Genomic DNA, 18,796 nt, shown 5'->3' with positions numbered 1-18,796 from the left:
CATGGCCATTCTGCCTTCCCTCCTTGTCACCCTGCTCGGGGTCTTGCCTATCGCCACCATGACGGTCGGCGGCGGTAGCGCGCTGTTCTACCTAATTTTTTCCCTGTGCCTGGTTCGGTGCTTCACCCGGGAAGGAGGATGGCAGGCGACCTGGCGCGACCTAAAAGACTACACGTGGGTCATCGCGGCCCTGCTCGTCTCTTTCTGTGCAATTGGACTCAGCCAATATGCGCATGGCATCACCCACGGCCCTTCCCTGGAACGAGGTCTGCGCATCAGCCTTGGCTTCCCCATCATCCTGGGCGCGCTGCTTAGCATCAACCCGGCGACGCTCCGGAATGCGTCCTGGGGCATATTGGTTGCCGGCTGGGTTTCGGCCTGTATCGTTTTCTGGCTGGTCTTTCCCGCCTGGAATCGTCCCAATACGCCCCAGTACAACGCGGTCACCTACAGCAATCTGATGCTGCTCTGGCTCTTCATCACCTTTTGCAGCATGGGATGGCAACTGACAAAGCACCCGCGACTTGAAAAGTCAGTCAAAGCACTGACCGTCATCGTCGTTTTCGCGGGCTTCGTGCTCACCCAGACGCGCACCGGGTGGATGGCGATCCCCCTGTTCCTGTTCGTTGCGATGTGGTTGTTCGGCCATCTGCGGCATCCTTTCCGCGCGTTCGGCCTGCTGGTCGCAGGTGTGGCTATCCTCGTTGCCATCGGATCTACCAATCAAGCCCTGCGCACCCGCGTTGAGCAAGGCATCAACGAATTTCAAGCATGCCAAGGCGCCAACGCCACAGCGGACACCTCCGTCTGTATCCGGCTGCAGTTGTGGCGGGCCACGAGCGAAATGATCGAAGCGGAGCCCATCTTCGGCCTGGGGGGTACCGCCAGATTCGTTCCAGAACTTGAGGCGCGAGTCGCCACGGGAGTCGTTTCGCCCTTTGTCGCGCAAGACTTCGGCGAGCCCCACAATGACATGCTGCAAATGCTGGCCAGCTATGGGCTGCTGGGCGGCTTGGCGCTGGCGCTGCTGTATTTTGTTCCTGCCGGCATCTTCTTGCGCAGAATGACCGCAACAAATCCCGAGCCGGTTCGCGTCGCTGCCGCCATGGGGACCGCTCTTACATTGGGGTTCGCGATTTTTGGTCTGACGGAGCTCATGTTTCGCTCGATGCACAATATCTCGCTATATGTGACGTTGCTGGCATGGCTGCTGGTCTTGAGCGACAAAAAGCGAAATTCGTACACCCAATAAAAAAAGTCGAACGCCTGCGCCCACCGCGACCATAGTCAAAATGCGCAACTAGGACCACAATAGGGCTGTGACTCTCCCAAGGAGACAGCCATGCGCATTGCAGATGCCCAGTGGATTCCTTCAACCCAGCACCAGACTTGGGACGCTCTGACGGATCCGGCCGTTTTACAGCGATGTATCCCCGGATGCATCGCTGTCGACAAGCGCAGCGACACGGAATATGCGGTCACGCTCCGGGCCAAGATTGCCGGCCTGGACACGGACTATGACGGCGAGATCCTGCTCTCGGACGTCAATGCGCCTGACAGTTGCACCCTGGTGTTCGAAGGCAAGGGCCGCGCGGCCTGTCTGGCCATCGGCACCGCCCAGATCAACCTCAGCACCAAGGACCAGGGCACTCGGGTGGCCTACACGGTCGCCGGGATGACGGGGGGCAAGCTGGCCGAATACGGCGAAGGGGTGGTGCTGAAGGCTGGCGAGAAGATCATCGAAAAGTTCTTCGCCGCCTTCATCGACTACATGGCCGTCCAGCCTCGCCTGGCACCGCCGCCCCCTCCCCCCGAACCGGAGCCGCGCGGGCTGTCCAATTCGCGTTGGTCGTGGATCATGGTGGTGCTGGTCATCGCGGTCTTCTGGGGTTATCACGCCTTCTATAAGTGAAATCCCTGACGCGCGGGTGATATGCTCTGCGGCATGACGCCGCCGCCCGAATCACCGCCCCCCACCACCCCCGCCCATACACGACGCGACCTGCTGATGGGCATGGCGGGGGTTTCGGCGACAGTAGTGCTGGCCGCGCTGGATTCCACCATCATCAGCACCACGCTGCCGCGCGTGGCCGAGGCGCTGAACGGCATGGCGCTGTACGCCTGGGTGGGAACGGGCTATTTGCTGGCCACCGCGGCGTCCATCCTGATTTTCGGGCGGCTGGGCGACATGTTCGGCCGCAAGCCCCTGATGTTGCTGTCGGTGCTGATCGTGGCGCTGGGTTCCATCGCCTGTGGCCTTTCGCAAACCATGACCCAACTGATCATTTTCCGGTCGCTGCAGGGCATAGGCGGCGGGATGATGATCGCGACCGCGTTCGCCGCGCCGGCTGACCTGTTCCCCGATGCCAAGCAGCGGGTGCGCTGGATGGCGCTGGTGTCAGCGGCGTTCGCCATGGCCAGCGGCATCGGCCCGGTCCTGGGCGGAGCGGCGACGCAGGCGCTGGGCTGGCGCGCGGCCTTCTTCATCGCGCCGATCGCGGCCGCGGGCGCGTTCTTCCTGCTGGCCCGCTATTTCCCCCGCATCCGACCGATCCACGACGGCAGCCGCAAGATCGACTGGCTGGGCGCCATCCTGCTGGTGCTGGCGGTGGGCGCGCCGCTGGCCGCGCTGGAATTGGCGTTTGCCAGCGGCGACCACGCCCACCCCATGCTGGGACTGGCCCTGGCCGTGGTGGGCGTGGCGGCCATCGCCATCCTGATCCCGACGGAACGGCGCGTGAGTTCCCCCATTTTCCCGCTGCGCGTGCTGGGCGGAGCCGAATCACGCCTGCTGAACCTGGCGGCGATGATGGTGGGCGCGGTCATGTTCGTGCTGATCTTCTACAGCCCGTTGCTGTTGCAGCAGGTGCTGAACTACACGCCCAGCGAAGCCGGGCTGCTGCTGACGCCGCTGGTTGCCGCGATTTCGGTGGGCAGCATCATCAACGGCCGCCTGTTTCCCAAGCAGACCGAACCGCAGCGCCTGATGGTGTTCGGCGGCTGTCTGTTGGCGGCGGGTTCGCTGATGGTGCTGTTGATCTCGCCCGGAACCTCGGCCTGGTGGATCCTGGCCGCCTTCTTCGTCAACGGCTGCGCGCTGGGCTTTCTGCTGCCGAATCTGACCCTGTTCATGCAGATGCTGAGCGAACGGCGCGACGTGGGCGTGGCATCGGCCCTGGTGCAGACCACGCGCGCGATAGGCAGCGCGCTGGGGACGGCTGTCGTCGGCATCATCATTTCCCACAGCACGGTACTAAACGGAGTGCGCGCGGGCCTGGTGCTGTGTATTGTCCTGTCACTGACCTGCGCCTTGCTGGCCTACCGGGTCAAGATGAAGAACCTGGCTACAAACCGCAAATGAGCCCCTCGCGGGACTGAAAATGCGTCAACGCAACTTGCTGGATCTGCTGCTCCTGGCCGCAGTCTGGGGCGGCTCCTTTCTGTTCATGCGCCTGGCGGTCCCGGAATTCGGGCCGATCGCGCTGATCGAGCTGCGCGTGGGCCTGGCCGCGCTAGTCCTGCTGCCCGCCGCGCTGTGGCGCGGCAAGCTGCCCGTCATCGCCCGGCACTGGAAAGCCTTGCTGATGGTGGGCGTGCTGAACGCGGCCGTGCCTTTCCTGTTGTTTGCCTATGCCGCCCAATCGCTGGGCGCCGGCTTCCTGTCGGTGGCCAATGCCGTGACGCCAGTGTGGGGCGCGGTCATCGGCTGGCTGTGGCTCAAGGACAAGCTGCCCTGGACCCGCTGCCTGGGGCTGATGATAGGCGTGGTCGGCATCGTGGTGCTGGTGTGGGACAAGCTGAATTTCAGCGACGGCGGCACGGGGCCGGCGGTCCTGGCGGCAGTGTCCGCGCCGGTGTTCTACGGCATCGCCGCCAACTGGACCAAGCGCTTCCTGACCGGCGTGGATGCCCTGGCCAACGCCACCGGCAGCATGATAGGCGCGACGCTGGTGCTGCTGCCCCTGGCGCTTACCCACTGGCCCGAATCACCCGCGTCCATGCAGGCCTGGATCGCCACCATCCTGCTGGCGGTGGTGTGCACGGGCGCGGCGTACATCATCTTCTTCCGCCTGATCGCCAATGTCGGCCCCACCGGCGCCGTGAGCGTCACGTTCCTGGTGCCGATCTTCGGCGTGCTGTGGGGGTCGTGGCTCCTGGACGAGAGCATCACGCCGTCGATCGCCGCAGGCGCGGCCATCATCCTGGTCGGCACCGCGCTGGCGCTGGGACTGCTGAAGCGGCGCGCCTGAGCGCCCGCGCTCAGTACTTGTCCGAGGTTCCCGTCAGCGCCACCCCGATACGCAGCAACGTATAGGACACCGCGTCGACCCAGCGCCGCAACCATCCGCGGCGCTGGTACTCGAGCGGCCGGATGAAGCGCCCGCCTTCCCGGATGGCCGTCTCCAGCCGTTCCTGCAGGTCCCAGGAGAAGGGCTGGTCGTCCACCACCACGTTGGCTTCGCGCGCCAGCAACAGGCTGAAGGGATCCAGGTTGGACGAGCCCACCGTCGCCACGTTGTCGATGACCGCTACCTTGGCGTGCAGGTAGCTCGGCATGTATTCGTAGATCTCGATGCCATCGCGCAGCAACTGGTCGTACAGCGACCGCGTGGCATGGTATTGCATGCGGTACTCGACCTTGCCCTGCAGCAAGAGGCGCACGCGCACCCCGCGCGCGGCGGCCTTGGCCAGTGCGCGCCGGAACTGGCGGCCGGGAAAGAAATAGGCGTTGGCGATCAGGATGTCGCGGCGCGCATGCGCGATGCCGTACAGGTAGGCGCGCTCGAAGGTCTGGCGAAAGCGCAGGTTGTCGCGCAGCACTAGCGCCGCTCGCAGGTTGCCACAGGGCGCGACGGAGGCGTGGCGCGGCTTGAGCAGCCGCATGCGGTTCCAGTCGCGCGGATGGCGGCGCAGGCGCGCCCAGTTCAGCCGCACCCATAGCAGTTCCTGGGCGTAGGCGGCTTCGGTTACCAGCGGCCCCTGCACCTGCACCGCAAAATCGAAACGGGGGCCGGTGAGCCCGTCTGTCGGATCCCGGTCGTCGTAGTCATCCAGGATGTTGATGCCGCCGATGAAGGCGACACGTCCATCCACCACAGTGACCTTGCGATGCAGGCGCCGCAGGCGGCTGCGCGACGGGATATAGCGCGCGAACCAGCGCGGCTCGGGGCGGAAGATGCGGCACTGCGCGCCGGCATTGGTCAGCCGCGTGCGCACGGGGTCGACGAACTCGGCGCTGCCGAAGCCGTCGAGCACGACGCGCACCTTGACCCCGCGCCGGACAGCCGCCTCCAGGCAGTCCAGCACCTGGGAGCCGGTGCGGTCCGGCGTGAAGATGTAGGTTTCCAGGTGCACGCTGACCTGGGCGGCGTCGATGGCCGCGCACAGCGCGGGAAAGAAGTCGGAACCGTTCTGGAGCAACTGGATGTCGTTGCCCAGCGTCCAGTCCAGCTTGGACTGCTCTGCCCTCACGGCAGTTCCAGCTCGGCCAGCAAGGGAGAATGATCGGAAAGCCTGGCCCATTCGCGGCCGCGCAGCACGCGGGCGCTGCGCACGGCAAAGCCGCGCTGGTAGATGCGATCCAGGCGGAACCAGGGAAACACCGCGGGGAAGGTGCGCGGCGGCGGCAGCAGCAGGCGTGAATTGCCATCCATGCCGAGCTGATTGGTGCGTTCCATGACGGATACGCCGCTATTGGGCAGCCCGCGTAGCGCATTGCTCAGGCGCTTCACGGAGTCGCGCAGGCGCGGCAATTCGCCGCCATGGCTGCGCGGGGCATGCGAGAACACTTCGTACAGGCCCAGCTGCTGCACGAACAGGGGCGCCAGGCGATCGCCCCAGTCATTGAAATCGCCCGCGATCAGGATGGGTTCGCCATCCGGCACCATGCGGCGGATGCGCTCGGTCAGCGCCAGGATCTGGCGGCTGCGGCTGCCTGCGAACAGGCCCAGATGCACCACGAAACAATGCACCGCGCGCCCGTCGAGCTCGATGCGCGCATGCAACAGCCCGCGCTGCTCCAGCCGATGGTCGGAGATGTCCTGATTTTCGTGCTCGAGGATGGGGAAACGCGACAACAGCGCGTTGCCATGGTCCGTCTCGCTGCGGATGGCATTGCGGCCGTAGGCCACATCCAGCCGCAAGGCGGCGGCAAGCGATTCGTGCTGGGCGTCGAGCAGGGATTTCTGCTCATTGCGGCCCTGGACTTCCTGCAGGAAGACCAGATCCGGACGCAGGCCATAAAGGCCCAGACGCAATTCATTCAGGGAGTCGCGACGGCCCAATGCCGAGCGGCCCTTGTGTATGTTGTAGCTGACGACGCGGATGAGCGACATGGAGAATGGCGCCTTTCAAAACTGGGAAACCACCGGCCGTAAAAAAAGCCCGGCCAGCACCGCCAGATCAGGCGGCGTTTGCCAGATTACTCCAATTCAGAAGACCGTTCCCACCGTCGCGGCGAGCACCCGGTCCATGCAAGCAACGGCTCCTGCTCATTCGAGGCAGGAGCGCTGCTAGCAAACAGCGCCCCACAATCGGGGCCGCACGGATCCGGGCTCCGCCGGTCCGTAGCGGCGCCCCCCTGGGGGGGAAGCGCCTACGGCGCTTCGGGGGGGTCACTTCCCTTCTACGTTGCGCAGACGGATGTGCAGTTCGCGCAGCTGCTTCTCGTCGACCTCGGACGGCGCTTGCGTCAGCAGACACTGGGCGCGCTGGGTCTTCGGGAAAGCGATCACGTCGCGGATCGATTCGGCGCCGGTCATCATCGTGACGATGCGGTCCAGGCCGAAGGCGATACCGCCGTGCGGAGGCGCGCCGTATTGCAGCGCGTCCAGCAGGAAGCCAAACTTCTCGCGGGCTTCCTCGGCGCCGATCTTGAGTGCGCGGAACACCTTGCTCTGCACTTCCTCGCGGTGGATACGGACCGAGCCGCCGCCGATTTCCCAACCGTTCAGCACCATGTCGTAGGCCTTGGCGAAAGCCTTGCTGGGATCGGATTCCAGGAAGTCCTCGTGGCCATCCTTCGGGCTGGTGAAGGGGTGATGGGCGGCGGTGTAGCGGCCGTCTTCCTCGTCGTATTCGAACATCGGGAAGTCGACGACCCACAGCGGCTTCCAGCCGGCGGTGGACAGGCCGGTCTTCTTGCCGAATTCGCTGTGGCCAATCTTCACGCGCAGCGCGCCGATGGCGTCGTTGACGACCTTTTCACGGTCAGCGCCGAAGAAAATGATGTCGCCATCCTGCGCGCCGGTGCGCTTGACCAGTTCGGCCAGGGCAGCGTCATGCAGGTTCTTGACGATGGGCGATTGCAGGCCGTCGCGGCCCTTGGCCACTTCGTTGACCTTGATGTAGGCCAGGCCCTTGGCGCCGTAGATGCCGACGAACTGTGTGTAGCCGTCGATCTCGCTGCGCGACATCTCGGCGCCGCCGGGCACGCGCAAGGCGACCACGCGGCTGCCGGGCGCCGTGGCGGCGGCGGCAAACACCTTGAAGTCCACGTCGCGCATGACGTCGGTCATGTCGGTGAATTCGAGGTTCACGCGCAAGTCCGGCTTGTCCGAGCCGTAGCGGCGCATGGCTTCGGTCCAGGTCATGATCGGGAACGGCGTCGGCAGATCGACGTCCTGCACCACCTTGAACACGTGGCGGATCATGTTTTCGAAGATTTCACGGATCTCGAACTCGTTCAGGAACGAGGTTTCGCAGTCGATCTGGGTGAATTCGGGCTGGCGGTCGGCGCGCAGGTCTTCGTCGCGGAAGCACTTGGTGATCTGGTAGTAGCGGTCGAAACCGGACACCATCAGCATCTGCTTGAACAGCTGCGGCGATTGCGGCAGCGCGAAGAAGTGGCCGGCGTTGACGCGCGAAGGCACCAGGTAGTCGCGCGCGCCTTCGGGCGTGCTCTTGGTCAGCATCGGGGTTTCGATGTCGATGAAGCCCAGCTGGTCCAGGAACTTGCGCACTTCGATGGACACGCGGTAGCGCAGCATCAGGTTGCGCTGCATCTGCGGACGGCGCAGGTCCAGCACGCGGTGCGTGAGGCGCGTCGTTTCCGAGAGGTTGTCGTCGTCCAGCTGGAACGGCGGCGTGACCGACGCGTTCAGGATCTCGACTTCCTTGCAGAGCACTTCGATTTCACCCGAAGCCAGCTCGGCGTTGGCGGTACCCGCCGGACGCTCGCGCACCAGGCCGGTGACGCGGATGCAGAATTCGTTGCGCAGGCGTTCCGCGGTGGCGAAGGCGGCGTTGTCCGGATCGAACACGATCTGCGCCAGGCCCGCGCGGTCGCGCAGGTCGATGAAGATGACCCCGCCGTGGTCGCGGCGGCGGTTCACCCAGCCGTACAGGGTGACGGTCTGGCCGAGATGGTCACGGCAAACCTGGCCGGTGTAGCAGGTACGCATGCGGGGGACTCCGTTTATGTGCTTGGTTATAGCGTAAGGGTTACGAATCGGCGCGAGGCGTGTCTTGCACGCCGGGAGCCGGGACGGGCGCGGCCGGCCGGTCCGCGGGCGTCGCCGCCTGGACCGGGGCGACCACGCCCATGGAAACGATGTACTTCAGGGCCGCGTCCACGCTCATCTGAAGATCCATGGCGTCAGCGCGCGGAACCATCAGGAAGAAGCCGGACGTGGGATTCGGCGTGGTCGGCACGTACACGCTGATGTGATCGCCGGGAAGCCGGTCGGCCACTTCGCCGCTGGGCGTCCCGGTAACGAAAGCAATGGTCCAGCTGCCGGCGCGCGGATACTGCACCAGCACCGCGCGGCGGAACGCCTGACCGTTGGGGGCAAGCACGGTATCGCTGACCTGCTTGACCGAGTTGTAGATCGAACGCACCAGCGGTATGCGGCCCAGCAGGTTTTCCCACTGGTCCACCATGGTACGGCCGATCAGGTTGGCCGCGAATATGCCCGTCAGCAGCACCACCACCACGACCAGGACGAAGCGGAAGCCGGGAATGTCGACGCCGAACAGCGATTCGGACGACAGGAAGCCAGGCACGAACCCTTCCAGGGTCGCGACCAGCAAGCCCAGCACCCACACCGTGATGACCAGGGGAACCCAGATCAGCAGGCCGGTGATGAAGTACTTCTTGATGACGCGCATACGCATCGCGTGTGCTCTAGGAGGCGGTGCTACCGGCAGCGGGCGCCGCAGGAGCGGCCGGGGCTGCGGGCGCGGCGGCAGGTGCGGCTGCGGGCGCGGCGCTTTCGGCCGGGGCCGTCGTGCTGGCCGAGGCCGAACCGCCGCTGCCGTTGCCGCGGAAGTCCGTGACATACCAGCCGGAGCCCTTGAGCTGGAACCCAGCCGCGGTCACCTGCTTGGAGAACGTGCTTTCGCCGCATTCGGGGCAAACCGAAAGCGGCGCATCGGAAATCTTCTGCAAGACGTCTTTGGCATGGCCGCAGGCGCTGCACTTGTAAGCGTAAATGGGCATCTAGGGCTCCCAGGCGCGGGCCCGGCGTATCAAGAGCCGCTGTCGCCGGACGCAATGTCCGGGGCCGGATCGGGTCGCAAGACCTGGTCCGAACGGAAGCGGCGGGTGGGCGAGGCCGGAAAAAATACGGGAAAGTCTTGAATTTTAGCGGTTTTTCGTGAACGGCCGGTGTCCGGCCCCGGCGGCCCGCCTTGGACGGCGCCTCAGGGGCCTCCCGGGGGCCCGTCTCCCTATACGGGAAGCAGGAACATGACCGCCGCCACCAGGGTTGGCGCCAGGGCCGACAGGAACAGCCGCCCCGATGAAATGCTGCCGTCCGGAAAGTGGTTCTTCAGGATGGCGAAACCGGCCGGGTTGGGCGCATTGGCGATCACGGTCAGCCCGCCGCCCGTGACGGCGCCGGCCACCAACATGTAGCGCCAGGCCTCGCTGGTGCCTTCGACCAGCGAACCCAGGTAGGTCAGCGCGGCGTTGTCGGTGATGGCGGTGAGCGCGGTCGCGCCCCAGAACAGCACGAAAGGTTCAAGCCCGCCCAGCAGGTCCTGCAGCCACCACTTCTGCAGGCCGCCCAGCACCACCAGCCCGGCCAGGAAGAAGCCGACCATCAGGCCTTCCTTGATCATCAGGCGGCTCTGGTGGCGCTTGTAGGCTTCGGCAAAGCCAATGAACATCATCAACAGACCCAGGAAGATGGCCGGATGATGCGCGCTGAGCACCACGGCGACCAGGAAGACCAGGTGCACCAGCATGACCAGCAGCGGCACCGGCCCGCGCGCATCGCCGCCTTCGGGCGCGTCCACGCCGCCGCCCGTGCCCACCGAGCGCTCCAGCAGCGCCTTGCGGCAGATGAAGGTCAACAGCGCCGCATTCAGGCAGACGGCGATCGCGGCGCGCCAGCCGAAATGCTGCGCCATGAAGCTCGAGTCCCAGCCGAAGGTGGAAGCCACCATCAGCACGGGCGGCGCGGCATACGAAGTCAGCACGCCGCCGATGGAGACGTTGACGAACAGCACGCCCAGCGTAAGGTACTTGAAGCCCGCGCGCCCGCTGCTGCGGAAATAGGCGTCGCGCAACAGGATGGCGGCCAGCGTCATCGCGGCGGGTTCGGTGATGAAGGAGCCGCCCAGCGGCACCAGCGACATCACGACAAAAAACGTGGCGAGTTCGCGCGGCAGCGGCAGCACGCGCGCCACCAGCCGCACCAGCATGCCCACCAGCTCCAGAATCGGCCGGCTGGCCGCCACCACCATGATCACGAAGACGAACAGCGGCTCGGTGAAGTTGCGCGTGTCCATGTACTCGATGGCATGCGAGGGGCCCGCCAGCGCCGCCATCGCCACGATCAGCACGAAGGCCCAGACGCCGAACACAGCCTCGACTTCGGAGAACAGATGCCAGATGCCCGCATGCGGTCCGCCACGATGCGCGAGCCGCGCGAAGAACGGAACCGAGAAGGTATGAAGAACCGCCACGGCGAACAGGAGGGTGGCGATGACTTCAAGTGTCTGGGGCATGTAAACGACTTCCGGAAGAGGGATACGACAGCGCGGACACCGCCCGGCGGGCCTGCGGGACAAGGGTCGCAATATAGCGCAAGGCCCTTGCCGTGTAACGCAGGGTCAACACCAAGATGCGCGGGTCCGCGCCGCTAGTTTCCCAAGTCTCGCGGGCGGGTCACTGCGCCCTGCGCGCATGCCGGAACGGCAGCAGCCGCAGGTCCAGCGCCGCGGGGCCGGGCGCGTCGACGTCGATGATCGCGGCGCACAGCGGCAGGAAAGCCGCGCGGAAGTGGTTCTTGGCCTTCACGCACAGCAAGCGCACCTGACCGAGGTCGATGCCATGCAAGGTGAAGAAGCCCGGATCGTTGGCTGGCGCCACCAGCTCGGTGATGATGACCTGCACGTTGGGCCTGTCGCGCAGCGACAGCAGCGCGGTGCGTCCGCAGCTCGTGCGCACGCCCGTTTCCATCGGGCCGGCATTGCGGAATTCGCCATCGGTATAGCGTTCGACCCGGAACGCCGCACGCACCGGCGCGCCGAAATCGCGGCTCACGCGGCCGCCCAGGTCCAGTTCGCAAGCGCCGCCCAAACCCGCTTCGTAAGCGCGCCGTACCGCCTGCGGATCCGCGAAGCTGGCGAACACGCAAGGCAGGTCGATCGACGCATCCAGCAAGGCGCGGAACAGCGCGGGCGTGTCGCATGCGCCGCCCGACAAGGGGTTGTCCCCCGGGTCTGTGACTGCCACCAAGCCGCCCGCGCGCGCCGCTTCCATGGCCAACGCCAGCCCCTCTTGCGGTGTCGGCAAGCTGACCGCAAACGCGGGCGCCAGACGCCGCATCGCCGCCGTCATGGTCTCGGTCACGGCCTGCGACCGCGCGCCTGCGGCATCGCGCGCCATGTCGGCCACCACCAGCACCGATGCGCCGGTATCGACGGTATCGGCATACGGAAAGCCGCCGAACACCGAGACTTCCACCACGCCCTCGCCCACCTGGGCTGCGGCCAGATCCTGCAATTCGCGCATGGGTCCGGCATCGGTGCGCATATTGAAGCTGGACAACAGCAAATCCGGCTTGGCCACCAGCACGCGCGGCGACAGCATGCCGGCCTGCGTGCGCAACAGCATGCCGAGCACCCGCCCAGCCGCTTCGCGCATGTCTATGTGGGGGTAGGTCTTATAGCCGCTGGCGCAATCCAGCAGGCCGCCCAGCTCAGGGGCCAGGTTGGCGTGCAAGTCGAAGCTCGCGCCCAGAGGCACTTCGGGCAGCAAGGCCCGCACGGCCCGCACGAAATCCAGATCGGGCGTCTGGCGCAGGTCGGTGATGGCGGCGCCATGCAGCGACAGGTAGACGGCATCCCAGCCATCCTCGTCCGCGGCCAGTCCGGCCAGCACCTCTTCGGTAAAGGCGCGGTGCACGGCGTCGTCTATCGGCCCGCCAGGCAGGGCGGACGCGCAGCGCAAGGCCACCACCTCCCAGTCCGGATGCGCGCGGACGAACTCGACCACTTCGCCCAGTTCGGTGGCCGTGCCAGCGGCGGCCGCGAGGGCGTCGCCGCCCTTGCGCCACTCGCGCCGCTCGAAATCCGCCATGGTGCAAGGCGCCGGGCAGAAGGCGTTGCCTTCGTACCAAAAGCGTGCCACCGCCAGCCGTTTCTTCGTGCCCTTGCCCATGCGTTTCCCCGTTTATTCCGGACGGATATCGGTGCCTTCGATCAGGACGCGGTACTTCTCGCGCTCCGTCTGCAGATGCTGCCCCAGCGCTTGCGGCGTGCCGCCCACGGGCTGCGCGGCCAGCGCCTCGAGCCGTTCGCGCGTGGCGGGCGATTGCAGCACCCGCTGGGCGGCGGCGTTGAGCTTGTCGACGACCGGCTGCGGCGTGCCGGCGGGCGCCATCAACACGAACCACGAAGTCAGCTCGAAGCCCGGCACGGACTGCGCGATGGCGGCCACGCCCGGCGCCGCGGCAACCGGCTGGGCCGAGGTCACGCCCAGGGCCACCAGCTTGCCTGCCTTGATCAGCGGCAAGGCGGTGGGCAGGTTGTCGGCCGACAGATCGATCTGCCCACCCAGCAGGTCATTGTTGGCCTGGCTCGCGCCCTTGTACGGCACGTGGCGGATGTCCACCTTGCCCATGCGCTTGATCATCTCCAGCGCCAGATGGCCAGAACTGCCCACGCCGGGCGAACCCCAGTTCAAGCGGCCGGGCTCGGCGCGCGCGGTGCGCAGCAGATCGTCCATGTTCTTCAGGCCGGAGCCGGGATGCGTCAGCACCACGTTGGGCACCTGCGCCACGTAGGCGACCGGCGCGAAATCCTTGACCGGGTCATAGCCGATCTTCTTGTAGACGTAGGCGTTGATGATCTGCGTGCCAGGCGTGCCCAGCAGCAAGGTGTAGCCGTCCGGCTGTGCGTGCGCCACCTCGGATGCGCCCAGGCTGCCGCCCGCGCCGGCCTTGTTGACCACCACCACGGACTGGCCGAGTTCGGCGCCCAGGCCCTCGGCCATCAAGCGGCCCAGCAAGTCGGTCGTGCCGCCGGCGGCGAACGGCACCACCAGACGCACCGGCTGCTCCGGCCACGCGGCGCTGGCCTGCCCGGCCGCGCCCAACGCGGCAGCCGCCGCAATCCCGAAAGTCCAACGACGCAACAGATGGGAAAACTTCATGACGCCCCCTTGAGCGAATGATGACGATGCAACGGCCTACGCGACAATAAAACCGTTTGGTTTATTTTCACAACAAATATACCATGTGTTTTATTTTACCAACCACACCACGCACGACGCCATGAGCCGCATCATCCATCGCAACTCCAGCCCCCTGCCCGTCGCCATCAAGGGCGAAGGCAGCTTCATCGTCGACCAGGAAGGCCGGCGCTACTTCGACGCCTCCGGCGGCGCGGCGGTCTCGTGCCTGGGACACGCGCACCCCGAAGTGCGCGCCGCGGCTGCCGCGCAGCTGGATGCGCTGGAGTACGCGCACACCAGCTTCTTCACCACCCCGGCCGCCGAAGAACTGGCCGAACTGCTGGCGGCCAACAGCCCGGCGGGCCTGGGCAATGCCTACTTCGTTTCGGGCGGTTCGGAAGCCGTCGAGACCGCCTTGAAGATGGCGCGCCAGTACCACGTCGAGCGCGGTGAGCCCGGGCGCTATCGCTACATCGCCCGACGTCAGAGCTATCACGGCAACACGCTGGCGGCCTTGTCGGTAGGCGGCAACGCTGGACGCCGCGCGCTGTATCAGCCCGTGCTGATCGAAAGCCACCACGTCTCGCCCTGCTTTGCCCTGCACTACCGCGAAGCCGGAGAAAGCGACGAGCAATACACCGACCGCCTGGCGGCGGAACTGGACGCAGATATCTTGCGATTGGGTCCGGATACCGTGTCCGCATTCATCGCGGAAACCGTGGTCGGCGCCACTGCGGGGACGGTCGCGCCGGTACCGGGCTACTTCCGCAAGATCCGCCAGGTATGCGACCGCCATGGCGTGCTGCTGATCCTGGACGAGGTCATGTGCGGGCTGGGCCGCACCGGCAGCTATCACGCCTTCGAACAGGAAGGCGTAACGCCTGACCTGCTGACGCTGGCCAAGGGTTTGGGCGGCGGTTATGTGCCCATCGGCGCCGTGCTGGCGCACGACCGCGTCATCGGCGCCATCAACGCGGGCTCGGGCGCGTTCCAGCACGGCTACACCTATGTCGGCCATCCGGTGGCCTGCGCCGCGGCGCTGGCGGTGCAGCGCATCGTGCTGCGCGACAAGCTGGTGGCGCGCGTGGCGGATATGGGCGCGCAGTTCGGCGCCGTGCTGGCGGCGCGCCTGGAAAGGCATCCGCACGTCGCCGACATCCGCGGCCGCGGCATGTTCTGGAGCGTGGAGCTGGCCGAGGATCCCGGCAGCCTGCGCGCATTCGCGCCGCAGCGCCGCCTGCATGCGCGCATCAAGACTCAGGCGCGCGAACTGGGCCTGCTGTGCTATCCGGGCGGAGGAACCATAGACGGCAAGCTTGGCGATCACGTGCTGCTGGCGCCGCCTTACCTCAGCACGGCCGATGAGCTGGCCTTTGCGGCGGACGCGCTGGCCCGCGCCATCGACCTGGCGCTGGCGGACGATACGCCATAATACGCGGCACCTTACCCGGAGCGCAGATGGATAAAGCCGCCATCGACAAACTGATCGAAACCCAGTTCTCCTCCCTGCCGCCCAAGCTACGGCAGGCGGCCCGCTATGCAATCGATCATCCCAAGGACATCGCCCTGGAGTCGATGCGCGCCGCGGCCGGCCACGCCGGCGTGCAGGCCGGCGTCATGCTGCGCCTGGCCCGGCAACTGGGGTTCGATACCTACGAAGCGTTCCGCCAGCCCTACCGCGACTGGCTGGCCGCCGGCGGATCCAGCTTCTCGGGCCGCGCCACCGCGTTGCGCAAGCGTCCGCAGCACGACGCCGACGCCGGGCTGGTCGCCGACATCCTCGACGCCGAAGTGCGCAACCTGGGCAGCAGCCTCGGTCCCTCCGCACTGCCGGCGCTGAAGGCCGCCCACGGCCTGCTGGCGGGCGCGCGCCGCGTCTATGTCATCGGCCTGCGCAGCCTGTATCCGGCGGCCTATCACTTCAGCTATGCCTGCGGCATGTTCCTGGACAAGGTCACCCTGCTCAGCGGCGTCGGCGGCACCTTGGCCGACGAGTTGCGCCGCATCGGACCGGACGACGCGCTGGTCGCCTTCAGCCAGGCGCCTTATGCGCAGGCGGCAGTCACGGCCGTGGAATTCGCGCGTGAGCGCGGCGCCGGCGTGGTGGCGGTCACGGACAGCGCGGTGTCGCCCATCGCCCCGGGCGCCAAGGCGCTGCTGCTGGTGGCCAACGACACGCCCTCGCTGTTTCCCTCGGTGGTGCCTGCGCTGTCCATCGCCCAGACGCTGGCCGCGATGCTGGTCGCGCACAGCGGCGAGGAAAGCCTGCGCGAAATCGCCAACAGCGAAGCCCAGCTGCAGCGCTTCGGCGTGTACGCCGAAAAGCGCTGAGGACTCAGGCGATCGGCGCGGGCGGCTCGCCGCCTTGCTGCGCCTCTTTCATTTCCATCAGCAGGCTGTGCAGCATTTCGGTGGACAGCCCGTGCAGCACCAGCCGGTAGCCCGCGCGCAGGGTCGACATCGGCACCAGCGGATGGTTGTTATTGACCAGGATCAGGTGCTGCGGCGCGCCCAGCAGCTTGGCCGCGTAAATGCCGATGGTCTCGTCCAGCTGCAGCGAATTGGCCGCGCGCCAGAAGTCGTTGTCGGTCAGCATCAGCTGATACAGCGGCGTGAAGAGCTCGATGGCGCTTTGCAGGTCCAGGAAATTCAGCTTGCCTTGCGGCATGTCTTCTAGCAACAGGTCCGGGTCGCGGATAATCGAGAAATCGACCTGTTGCGGCGCGTGCATCTCCACCCCCGCATCGCGCAGAGCCTGGTTCAGGCGGATGACGAAGTTGAACAGGTTCAGGTCGTGCTTGACGAACAGTTCGTCCTTCAGATCATCGATGTTGCGCGGTTCCAGCGGCGTGGTGGTGACGCGCACCGGCGAGTTGGCGGCAATGAACGACAGGATCTGCGCGCCCAGATGGAAGTGGCGCAGGATCAGCCAGTTGGCCTCGGGCGACACGAAGCGCTTCAGGCCCCAGGCCAGGATGCGGTGCAACAGCTTCGAATGCGACCAGCGGCGCGGCAGGAAGGTCTTGATGACCTGGATCAGGATGATGAAGGCGCGCGCCAACGGCCGCAGGAACGGCAGCAGGTACTGGCGCGAGGCGCAGCTGGAATCGGTCAGCCAGGCCTTCTTCACCTTGTCCGGCAAGGGCGTGCTGCGGTCCAGGTAGAGCGCAAGCCAGGGGCTGGGGTCGGCGGGATCGTGCGGTTTGGCAAGGAATTCGGGTTCTTTGCTCATTACGCTTCGCCTTCCATCACATGGTGGAACTGCATCAGGTACAGCGCGGCCGTGCGGCGCGCCGTGTCGACGATGCGCTGCTCGGCGCGGCCGTCCTCGTCGCAGTCCAGCGCCAGCTCCACCGCCGACAGCCAGCGCGCCAGGTGATGCTCGTCGTTGTGGCCGTGGTACTCCAGGAAGCGGAAGGCGTCCGGCGGCAGCTTCAGGCTGGCCTTCAGCAGCGGCAGCAGCGCCGGCACGATGCGCTGGCCCGTGCCTTCGATGATGTAGATGGCGCCCAGCAGGCCAATGGGGTCGCGCGTGGCGGCCAAACCGTGGAGATAGGCGTTGAGCGCCTCGCCGCCGGGGTTGCGGCGCAGGGCGTCGATGTCCGCGACCGCGCCGCCCGCGGTGCGATAGTCCTGGAACAGGATCTGGAAGTCGTTCTGCTCTTCGCCCGCATGCGTGTCGATCAAGGCCGCGAGCGGCGCGTACTGCTCCGTCAGCGAGGCCGCGCCTTCGCGCATCCACTTGCTGCCTTCGCGCACCTGCGGAATCCAGTTCTCCATCCAGTTCAGGTAGTCGGCCGTCTGGAATTGGCGGTTGCGCAGGCGCCGCACCACCGGCGTGCGCCACACGCGCGAGCGGTAGTCGTGCCAGATCGCGGCCAGTTCGGTCAGCAGCTGGCCCAGGCCTTGGGGCGCCATGTCCGGGTCATGCGGCGGCGCGATGGCTGCAGCGTCATCGCTGTTCGCGTCCTCGCGCGGCGCAGCCGCCGCCGGCGCGCCCGCGGCGATCTGCGGGGCATGGACCGCCTCGGCCTCCAGCAGCATGTAGGCGGCCATGAAACGGCCCGATTCCGGGATGTAGCAGAAGATCTGTTCGCCCGGCTTCACTTCGCGCGTTTCCAGGAACTCCGCCAGCATGATCAGGATGGACGCCGCGCCGGTGTTGCCGCGCCACGCCAGATTGCTGAACCAGCGTTCGCGCGGGATCACCAGGCCGGCCTTCTCCATCAGGTCTTCCACCACCGGAATGAATTTCTCCGACGAGTAGTGGCACAGGAAGTGATCGACCTGGTCCGGATCCACCCAGCCGTCGCGCACCAGCTTGGCGTATTCATGGATGCCGATGTCGAACAAGTGCGGCAGCAGGCGGATGTCCTGGCGCAGCGACAACGCGCCGTCGGCCTCGGCCTCGTTCCAGGACGGATAGTCCAGATGGCCGCGGGCGCGGTCGGCCGACAGGCCCAGCTGCATGCACACCGGATAGTCGCCCGAGAACGAGCGCTGGTGCACCCACTTCAGGCGCAGGCGCACGCCTTGCGAAGCGCCCGGCAGGGGCCGGCCGCTATTGCCCAACAGCACCGCCCCCGCGCCGTCCGAAAGCATCCAGCGCAGGAAATGCGCGTCGAAGTCCGCGTCATAGCCGCGCGCCGCGAAACGCGAACGCTTGAACAGCCGCGACGGCAGTTCGCTGGCCACGGCCAGGGCGCTGGCATGTCCGCCCAGTTCCACGCCCTGCGCGGCCGTCTGGATGGCCGATACGCCCGCCGCGCAGATTCCGTGCACCGACAGGGTTTCCATCGGATGCGCGGCCAACTCGCCCTGGATCATGTTGGAGAAGCCCGGCATCAACGCGTCCCCGCCCGAGGAGCCGCTGGCCAGCAGCGACACGGCGGACAGGTCGCTGTCGTTGCGCCGCAGGCAATCGCGAATGGCGTTGGCCGCCAGTTGCGCGTTGCTGAACACCGTGGCGCCTTCGGGGTCGATCGCGTAGTAGCGCTGCTTGATGCCGTTCTCGGCCAGGATGCGGCTCTTGATGCGGCTGGACATGCGATTCAGCGGCGCGATGTAGCTGTCCATGGCATCGTTGGACACGGGTTCGCCCGGCATGAAATAACCGGCGCTTTCCAGATAGACACGATGAAACGCGATGGGCATGAGAGGCCTCTGGTGGAT

At 66.4% G+C, this 18,796-nt stretch carries 16 protein-coding genes; 6 read left to right on the top strand and 10 right to left on the bottom strand.

Annotation, left to right across the window (positions count from 1 at the left end):
* The first annotated feature begins 1 nt into the window (after nucleotide 1).
* The 4 genes from ACM1PE_RS29930 to ACM1PE_RS29915 all read left to right on the top strand — a co-directional run bounded on the left by ACM1PE_RS29930 (nucleotide 2) and on the right by ACM1PE_RS29915 (nucleotide 4,250).
* A complete protein-coding gene (locus ACM1PE_RS29930; RefSeq protein ID WP_280015361.1) occupies nucleotides 2–1,252 on the top strand; it encodes an O-antigen ligase family protein in 1,251 nt (416 codons plus the stop codon).
* A 90-nt stretch (nucleotides 1,253–1,342) separates the two neighbouring features.
* Complete coding sequence (locus tag ACM1PE_RS29925) at nucleotides 1,343–1,912, top strand: SRPBCC family protein (protein ID WP_059374061.1); 570 nt, start codon at nucleotides 1,343–1,345, stop codon at nucleotides 1,910–1,912.
* Between the two features lie 96 nt (nucleotides 1,913–2,008).
* Nucleotides 2,009–3,361 carry an MFS transporter gene (locus tag ACM1PE_RS29920; protein WP_059374165.1) on the top strand — a complete coding sequence of 451 codons (1,353 nt, stop codon included), beginning with the start codon at nucleotides 2,009–2,011 and terminating at the stop codon, nucleotides 3,359–3,361.
* A gap of 19 nt (nucleotides 3,362–3,380) precedes the next feature.
* Nucleotides 3,381–4,250, top strand: a complete 870-nt coding sequence (locus ACM1PE_RS29915; protein ID WP_059374060.1) for a DMT family transporter — start codon at nucleotides 3,381–3,383, stop codon at nucleotides 4,248–4,250.
* A 10-nt stretch (nucleotides 4,251–4,260) separates the two neighbouring features.
* Here the strand turns inward: ACM1PE_RS29915 and clsB are convergent, their stop codons facing one another.
* The 8 genes from clsB to ACM1PE_RS29875 form a co-directional block, all read right to left on the bottom strand.
* Nucleotides 4,261–5,472: a cardiolipin synthase ClsB gene (gene clsB / locus ACM1PE_RS29910; protein ID WP_059374059.1), complete on the bottom strand. Its 1,212-nt coding sequence runs from the start codon at nucleotides 5,470–5,472 to the stop codon at nucleotides 4,261–4,263.
* Nucleotides 5,469–6,335: an endonuclease/exonuclease/phosphatase family protein gene (locus ACM1PE_RS29905; protein WP_059374058.1), complete on the bottom strand. Its 867-nt coding sequence runs from the start codon at nucleotides 6,333–6,335 to the stop codon at nucleotides 5,469–5,471. Before ACM1PE_RS29905 ends, clsB begins: the two co-directional genes overlap by 4 nt.
* A 279-nt stretch (nucleotides 6,336–6,614) precedes the next feature.
* A complete protein-coding gene (gene aspS / locus ACM1PE_RS29900) occupies nucleotides 6,615–8,402 on the bottom strand; it encodes an aspartate--tRNA ligase (RefSeq protein WP_059374057.1) in 1,788 nt (595 codons plus the stop codon).
* Nucleotides 8,403–8,442: 40 nt separating this feature from the next.
* Complete coding sequence (locus ACM1PE_RS29895) at nucleotides 8,443–9,108, bottom strand: DUF502 domain-containing protein (protein WP_059374056.1); 666 nt, start codon at nucleotides 9,106–9,108, stop codon at nucleotides 8,443–8,445.
* Between the two features lie 16 nt (nucleotides 9,109–9,124).
* Nucleotides 9,125–9,439: an FmdB family zinc ribbon protein gene (locus tag ACM1PE_RS29890; RefSeq protein ID WP_059374055.1), complete on the bottom strand. Its 315-nt coding sequence runs from the start codon at nucleotides 9,437–9,439 to the stop codon at nucleotides 9,125–9,127.
* A gap of 230 nt (nucleotides 9,440–9,669) precedes the next feature.
* Nucleotides 9,670–10,953 carry a putative Na+/H+ antiporter gene (locus ACM1PE_RS29885; RefSeq protein ID WP_059374054.1) on the bottom strand — a complete coding sequence of 428 codons (1,284 nt, stop codon included), beginning with the start codon at nucleotides 10,951–10,953 and terminating at the stop codon, nucleotides 9,670–9,672.
* Nucleotides 10,954–11,113: 160 nt separating this feature from the next.
* Nucleotides 11,114–12,610 carry a M81 family metallopeptidase gene (locus tag ACM1PE_RS29880; protein ID WP_419341958.1) on the bottom strand — a complete coding sequence of 499 codons (1,497 nt, stop codon included), beginning with the start codon at nucleotides 12,608–12,610 and terminating at the stop codon, nucleotides 11,114–11,116.
* Between the two features lie 12 nt (nucleotides 12,611–12,622).
* Nucleotides 12,623–13,603, bottom strand: a complete 981-nt coding sequence (locus ACM1PE_RS29875) for a Bug family tripartite tricarboxylate transporter substrate binding protein (RefSeq protein ID WP_118934586.1) — start codon at nucleotides 13,601–13,603, stop codon at nucleotides 12,623–12,625.
* A gap of 121 nt (nucleotides 13,604–13,724) precedes the next feature.
* Between ACM1PE_RS29875 and ACM1PE_RS29870 the strand changes: the two genes are divergently transcribed.
* The gene (locus tag ACM1PE_RS29870) at nucleotides 13,725–15,056 is read left to right on the top strand and encodes an aspartate aminotransferase family protein (protein ID WP_419343871.1); all 1,332 of its coding nucleotides are present in this window, start codon (nucleotides 13,725–13,727) and stop codon (nucleotides 15,054–15,056) included.
* Nucleotides 15,057–15,082: 26 nt separating this feature from the next.
* Complete coding sequence (locus ACM1PE_RS29865; RefSeq protein WP_059374051.1) at nucleotides 15,083–15,955, top strand: MurR/RpiR family transcriptional regulator; 873 nt, start codon at nucleotides 15,083–15,085, stop codon at nucleotides 15,953–15,955.
* Nucleotides 15,956–15,959: 4 nt separating this feature from the next.
* Here ACM1PE_RS29865 and ACM1PE_RS29860 read toward each other — a convergent pair whose 3' ends face one another.
* The gene (locus ACM1PE_RS29860; protein ID WP_419341955.1) at nucleotides 15,960–16,856 is read right to left on the bottom strand and encodes a DUF6999 family protein; all 897 of its coding nucleotides are present in this window, start codon (nucleotides 16,854–16,856) and stop codon (nucleotides 15,960–15,962) included.
* Nucleotides 16,856–18,778 (bottom strand): StlD/DarB family beta-ketosynthase, encoded by a 1,923-nt coding sequence (locus ACM1PE_RS29855; protein WP_059374049.1) that lies wholly within the window; start codon nucleotides 18,776–18,778, stop codon nucleotides 16,856–16,858. The genes ACM1PE_RS29860 and ACM1PE_RS29855 overlap by 1 nt, the downstream gene beginning before the upstream one ends.
* Nucleotides 18,779–18,796 lie beyond the last annotated feature (18 nt).

The organism is Achromobacter sp. PD1, assembly GCF_048541815.1.
GTDB classification, from domain to species: domain Bacteria; phylum Pseudomonadota; class Gammaproteobacteria; order Burkholderiales; family Burkholderiaceae_B; genus Achromobacter; species Achromobacter bronchisepticus_A.
Note: the sequence above shows the minus strand (reverse complement) of the source record. Positions and strands in the feature narration are given on the sequence as shown.

Bases quoted from the DNA above. Each gene is read 5' to 3' on its own strand.
- ACM1PE_RS29855 (WP_059374049.1), bottom strand. From the start codon at position 18,778: ATGCCCATCGCGTTTCATCGTGTCTATCTGGAAAGCGCCGGTTATTTC.
- ACM1PE_RS29875 (WP_118934586.1), bottom strand. From the start codon at position 13,603: ATGAAGTTTTCCCATCTGTTGCGTCGTTGGACTTTCGGGATTGCGGCG.
- ACM1PE_RS29870 (WP_419343871.1), top strand. From the start codon at position 13,725: ATGAGCCGCATCATCCATCGCAACTCCAGCCCCCTGCCCGTCGCCATC.
- ACM1PE_RS29890 (WP_059374055.1), bottom strand. From the start codon at position 9,439: ATGCCCATTTACGCTTACAAGTGCAGCGCCTGCGGCCATGCCAAAGAC.
- ACM1PE_RS29895 (WP_059374056.1), bottom strand. From the start codon at position 9,108: ATGCGCGTCATCAAGAAGTACTTCATCACCGGCCTGCTGATCTGGGTT.
- ACM1PE_RS29880 (WP_419341958.1), bottom strand. From the start codon at position 12,610: ATGGGCAAGGGCACGAAGAAACGGCTGGCGGTGGCACGCTTTTGGTAC.
- aspS (WP_059374057.1), bottom strand. From the start codon at position 8,402: ATGCGTACCTGCTACACCGGCCAGGTTTGCCGTGACCATCTCGGCCAG.
- ACM1PE_RS29885 (WP_059374054.1), bottom strand. From the start codon at position 10,953: ATGCCCCAGACACTTGAAGTCATCGCCACCCTCCTGTTCGCCGTGGCG.
- ACM1PE_RS29930 (WP_280015361.1), top strand. From the start codon at position 2: ATGGCCATTCTGCCTTCCCTCCTTGTCACCCTGCTCGGGGTCTTGCCT.
- ACM1PE_RS29905 (WP_059374058.1), bottom strand. From the start codon at position 6,335: ATGTCGCTCATCCGCGTCGTCAGCTACAACATACACAAGGGCCGCTCG.
- ACM1PE_RS29860 (WP_419341955.1), bottom strand. From the start codon at position 16,856: ATGAGCAAAGAACCCGAATTCCTTGCCAAACCGCACGATCCCGCCGAC.
- ACM1PE_RS29915 (WP_059374060.1), top strand. From the start codon at position 3,381: ATGCGTCAACGCAACTTGCTGGATCTGCTGCTCCTGGCCGCAGTCTGG.
- ACM1PE_RS29925 (WP_059374061.1), top strand. From the start codon at position 1,343: ATGCGCATTGCAGATGCCCAGTGGATTCCTTCAACCCAGCACCAGACT.
- ACM1PE_RS29865 (WP_059374051.1), top strand. From the start codon at position 15,083: ATGGATAAAGCCGCCATCGACAAACTGATCGAAACCCAGTTCTCCTCC.
- ACM1PE_RS29920 (WP_059374165.1), top strand. From the start codon at position 2,009: ATGGGCATGGCGGGGGTTTCGGCGACAGTAGTGCTGGCCGCGCTGGAT.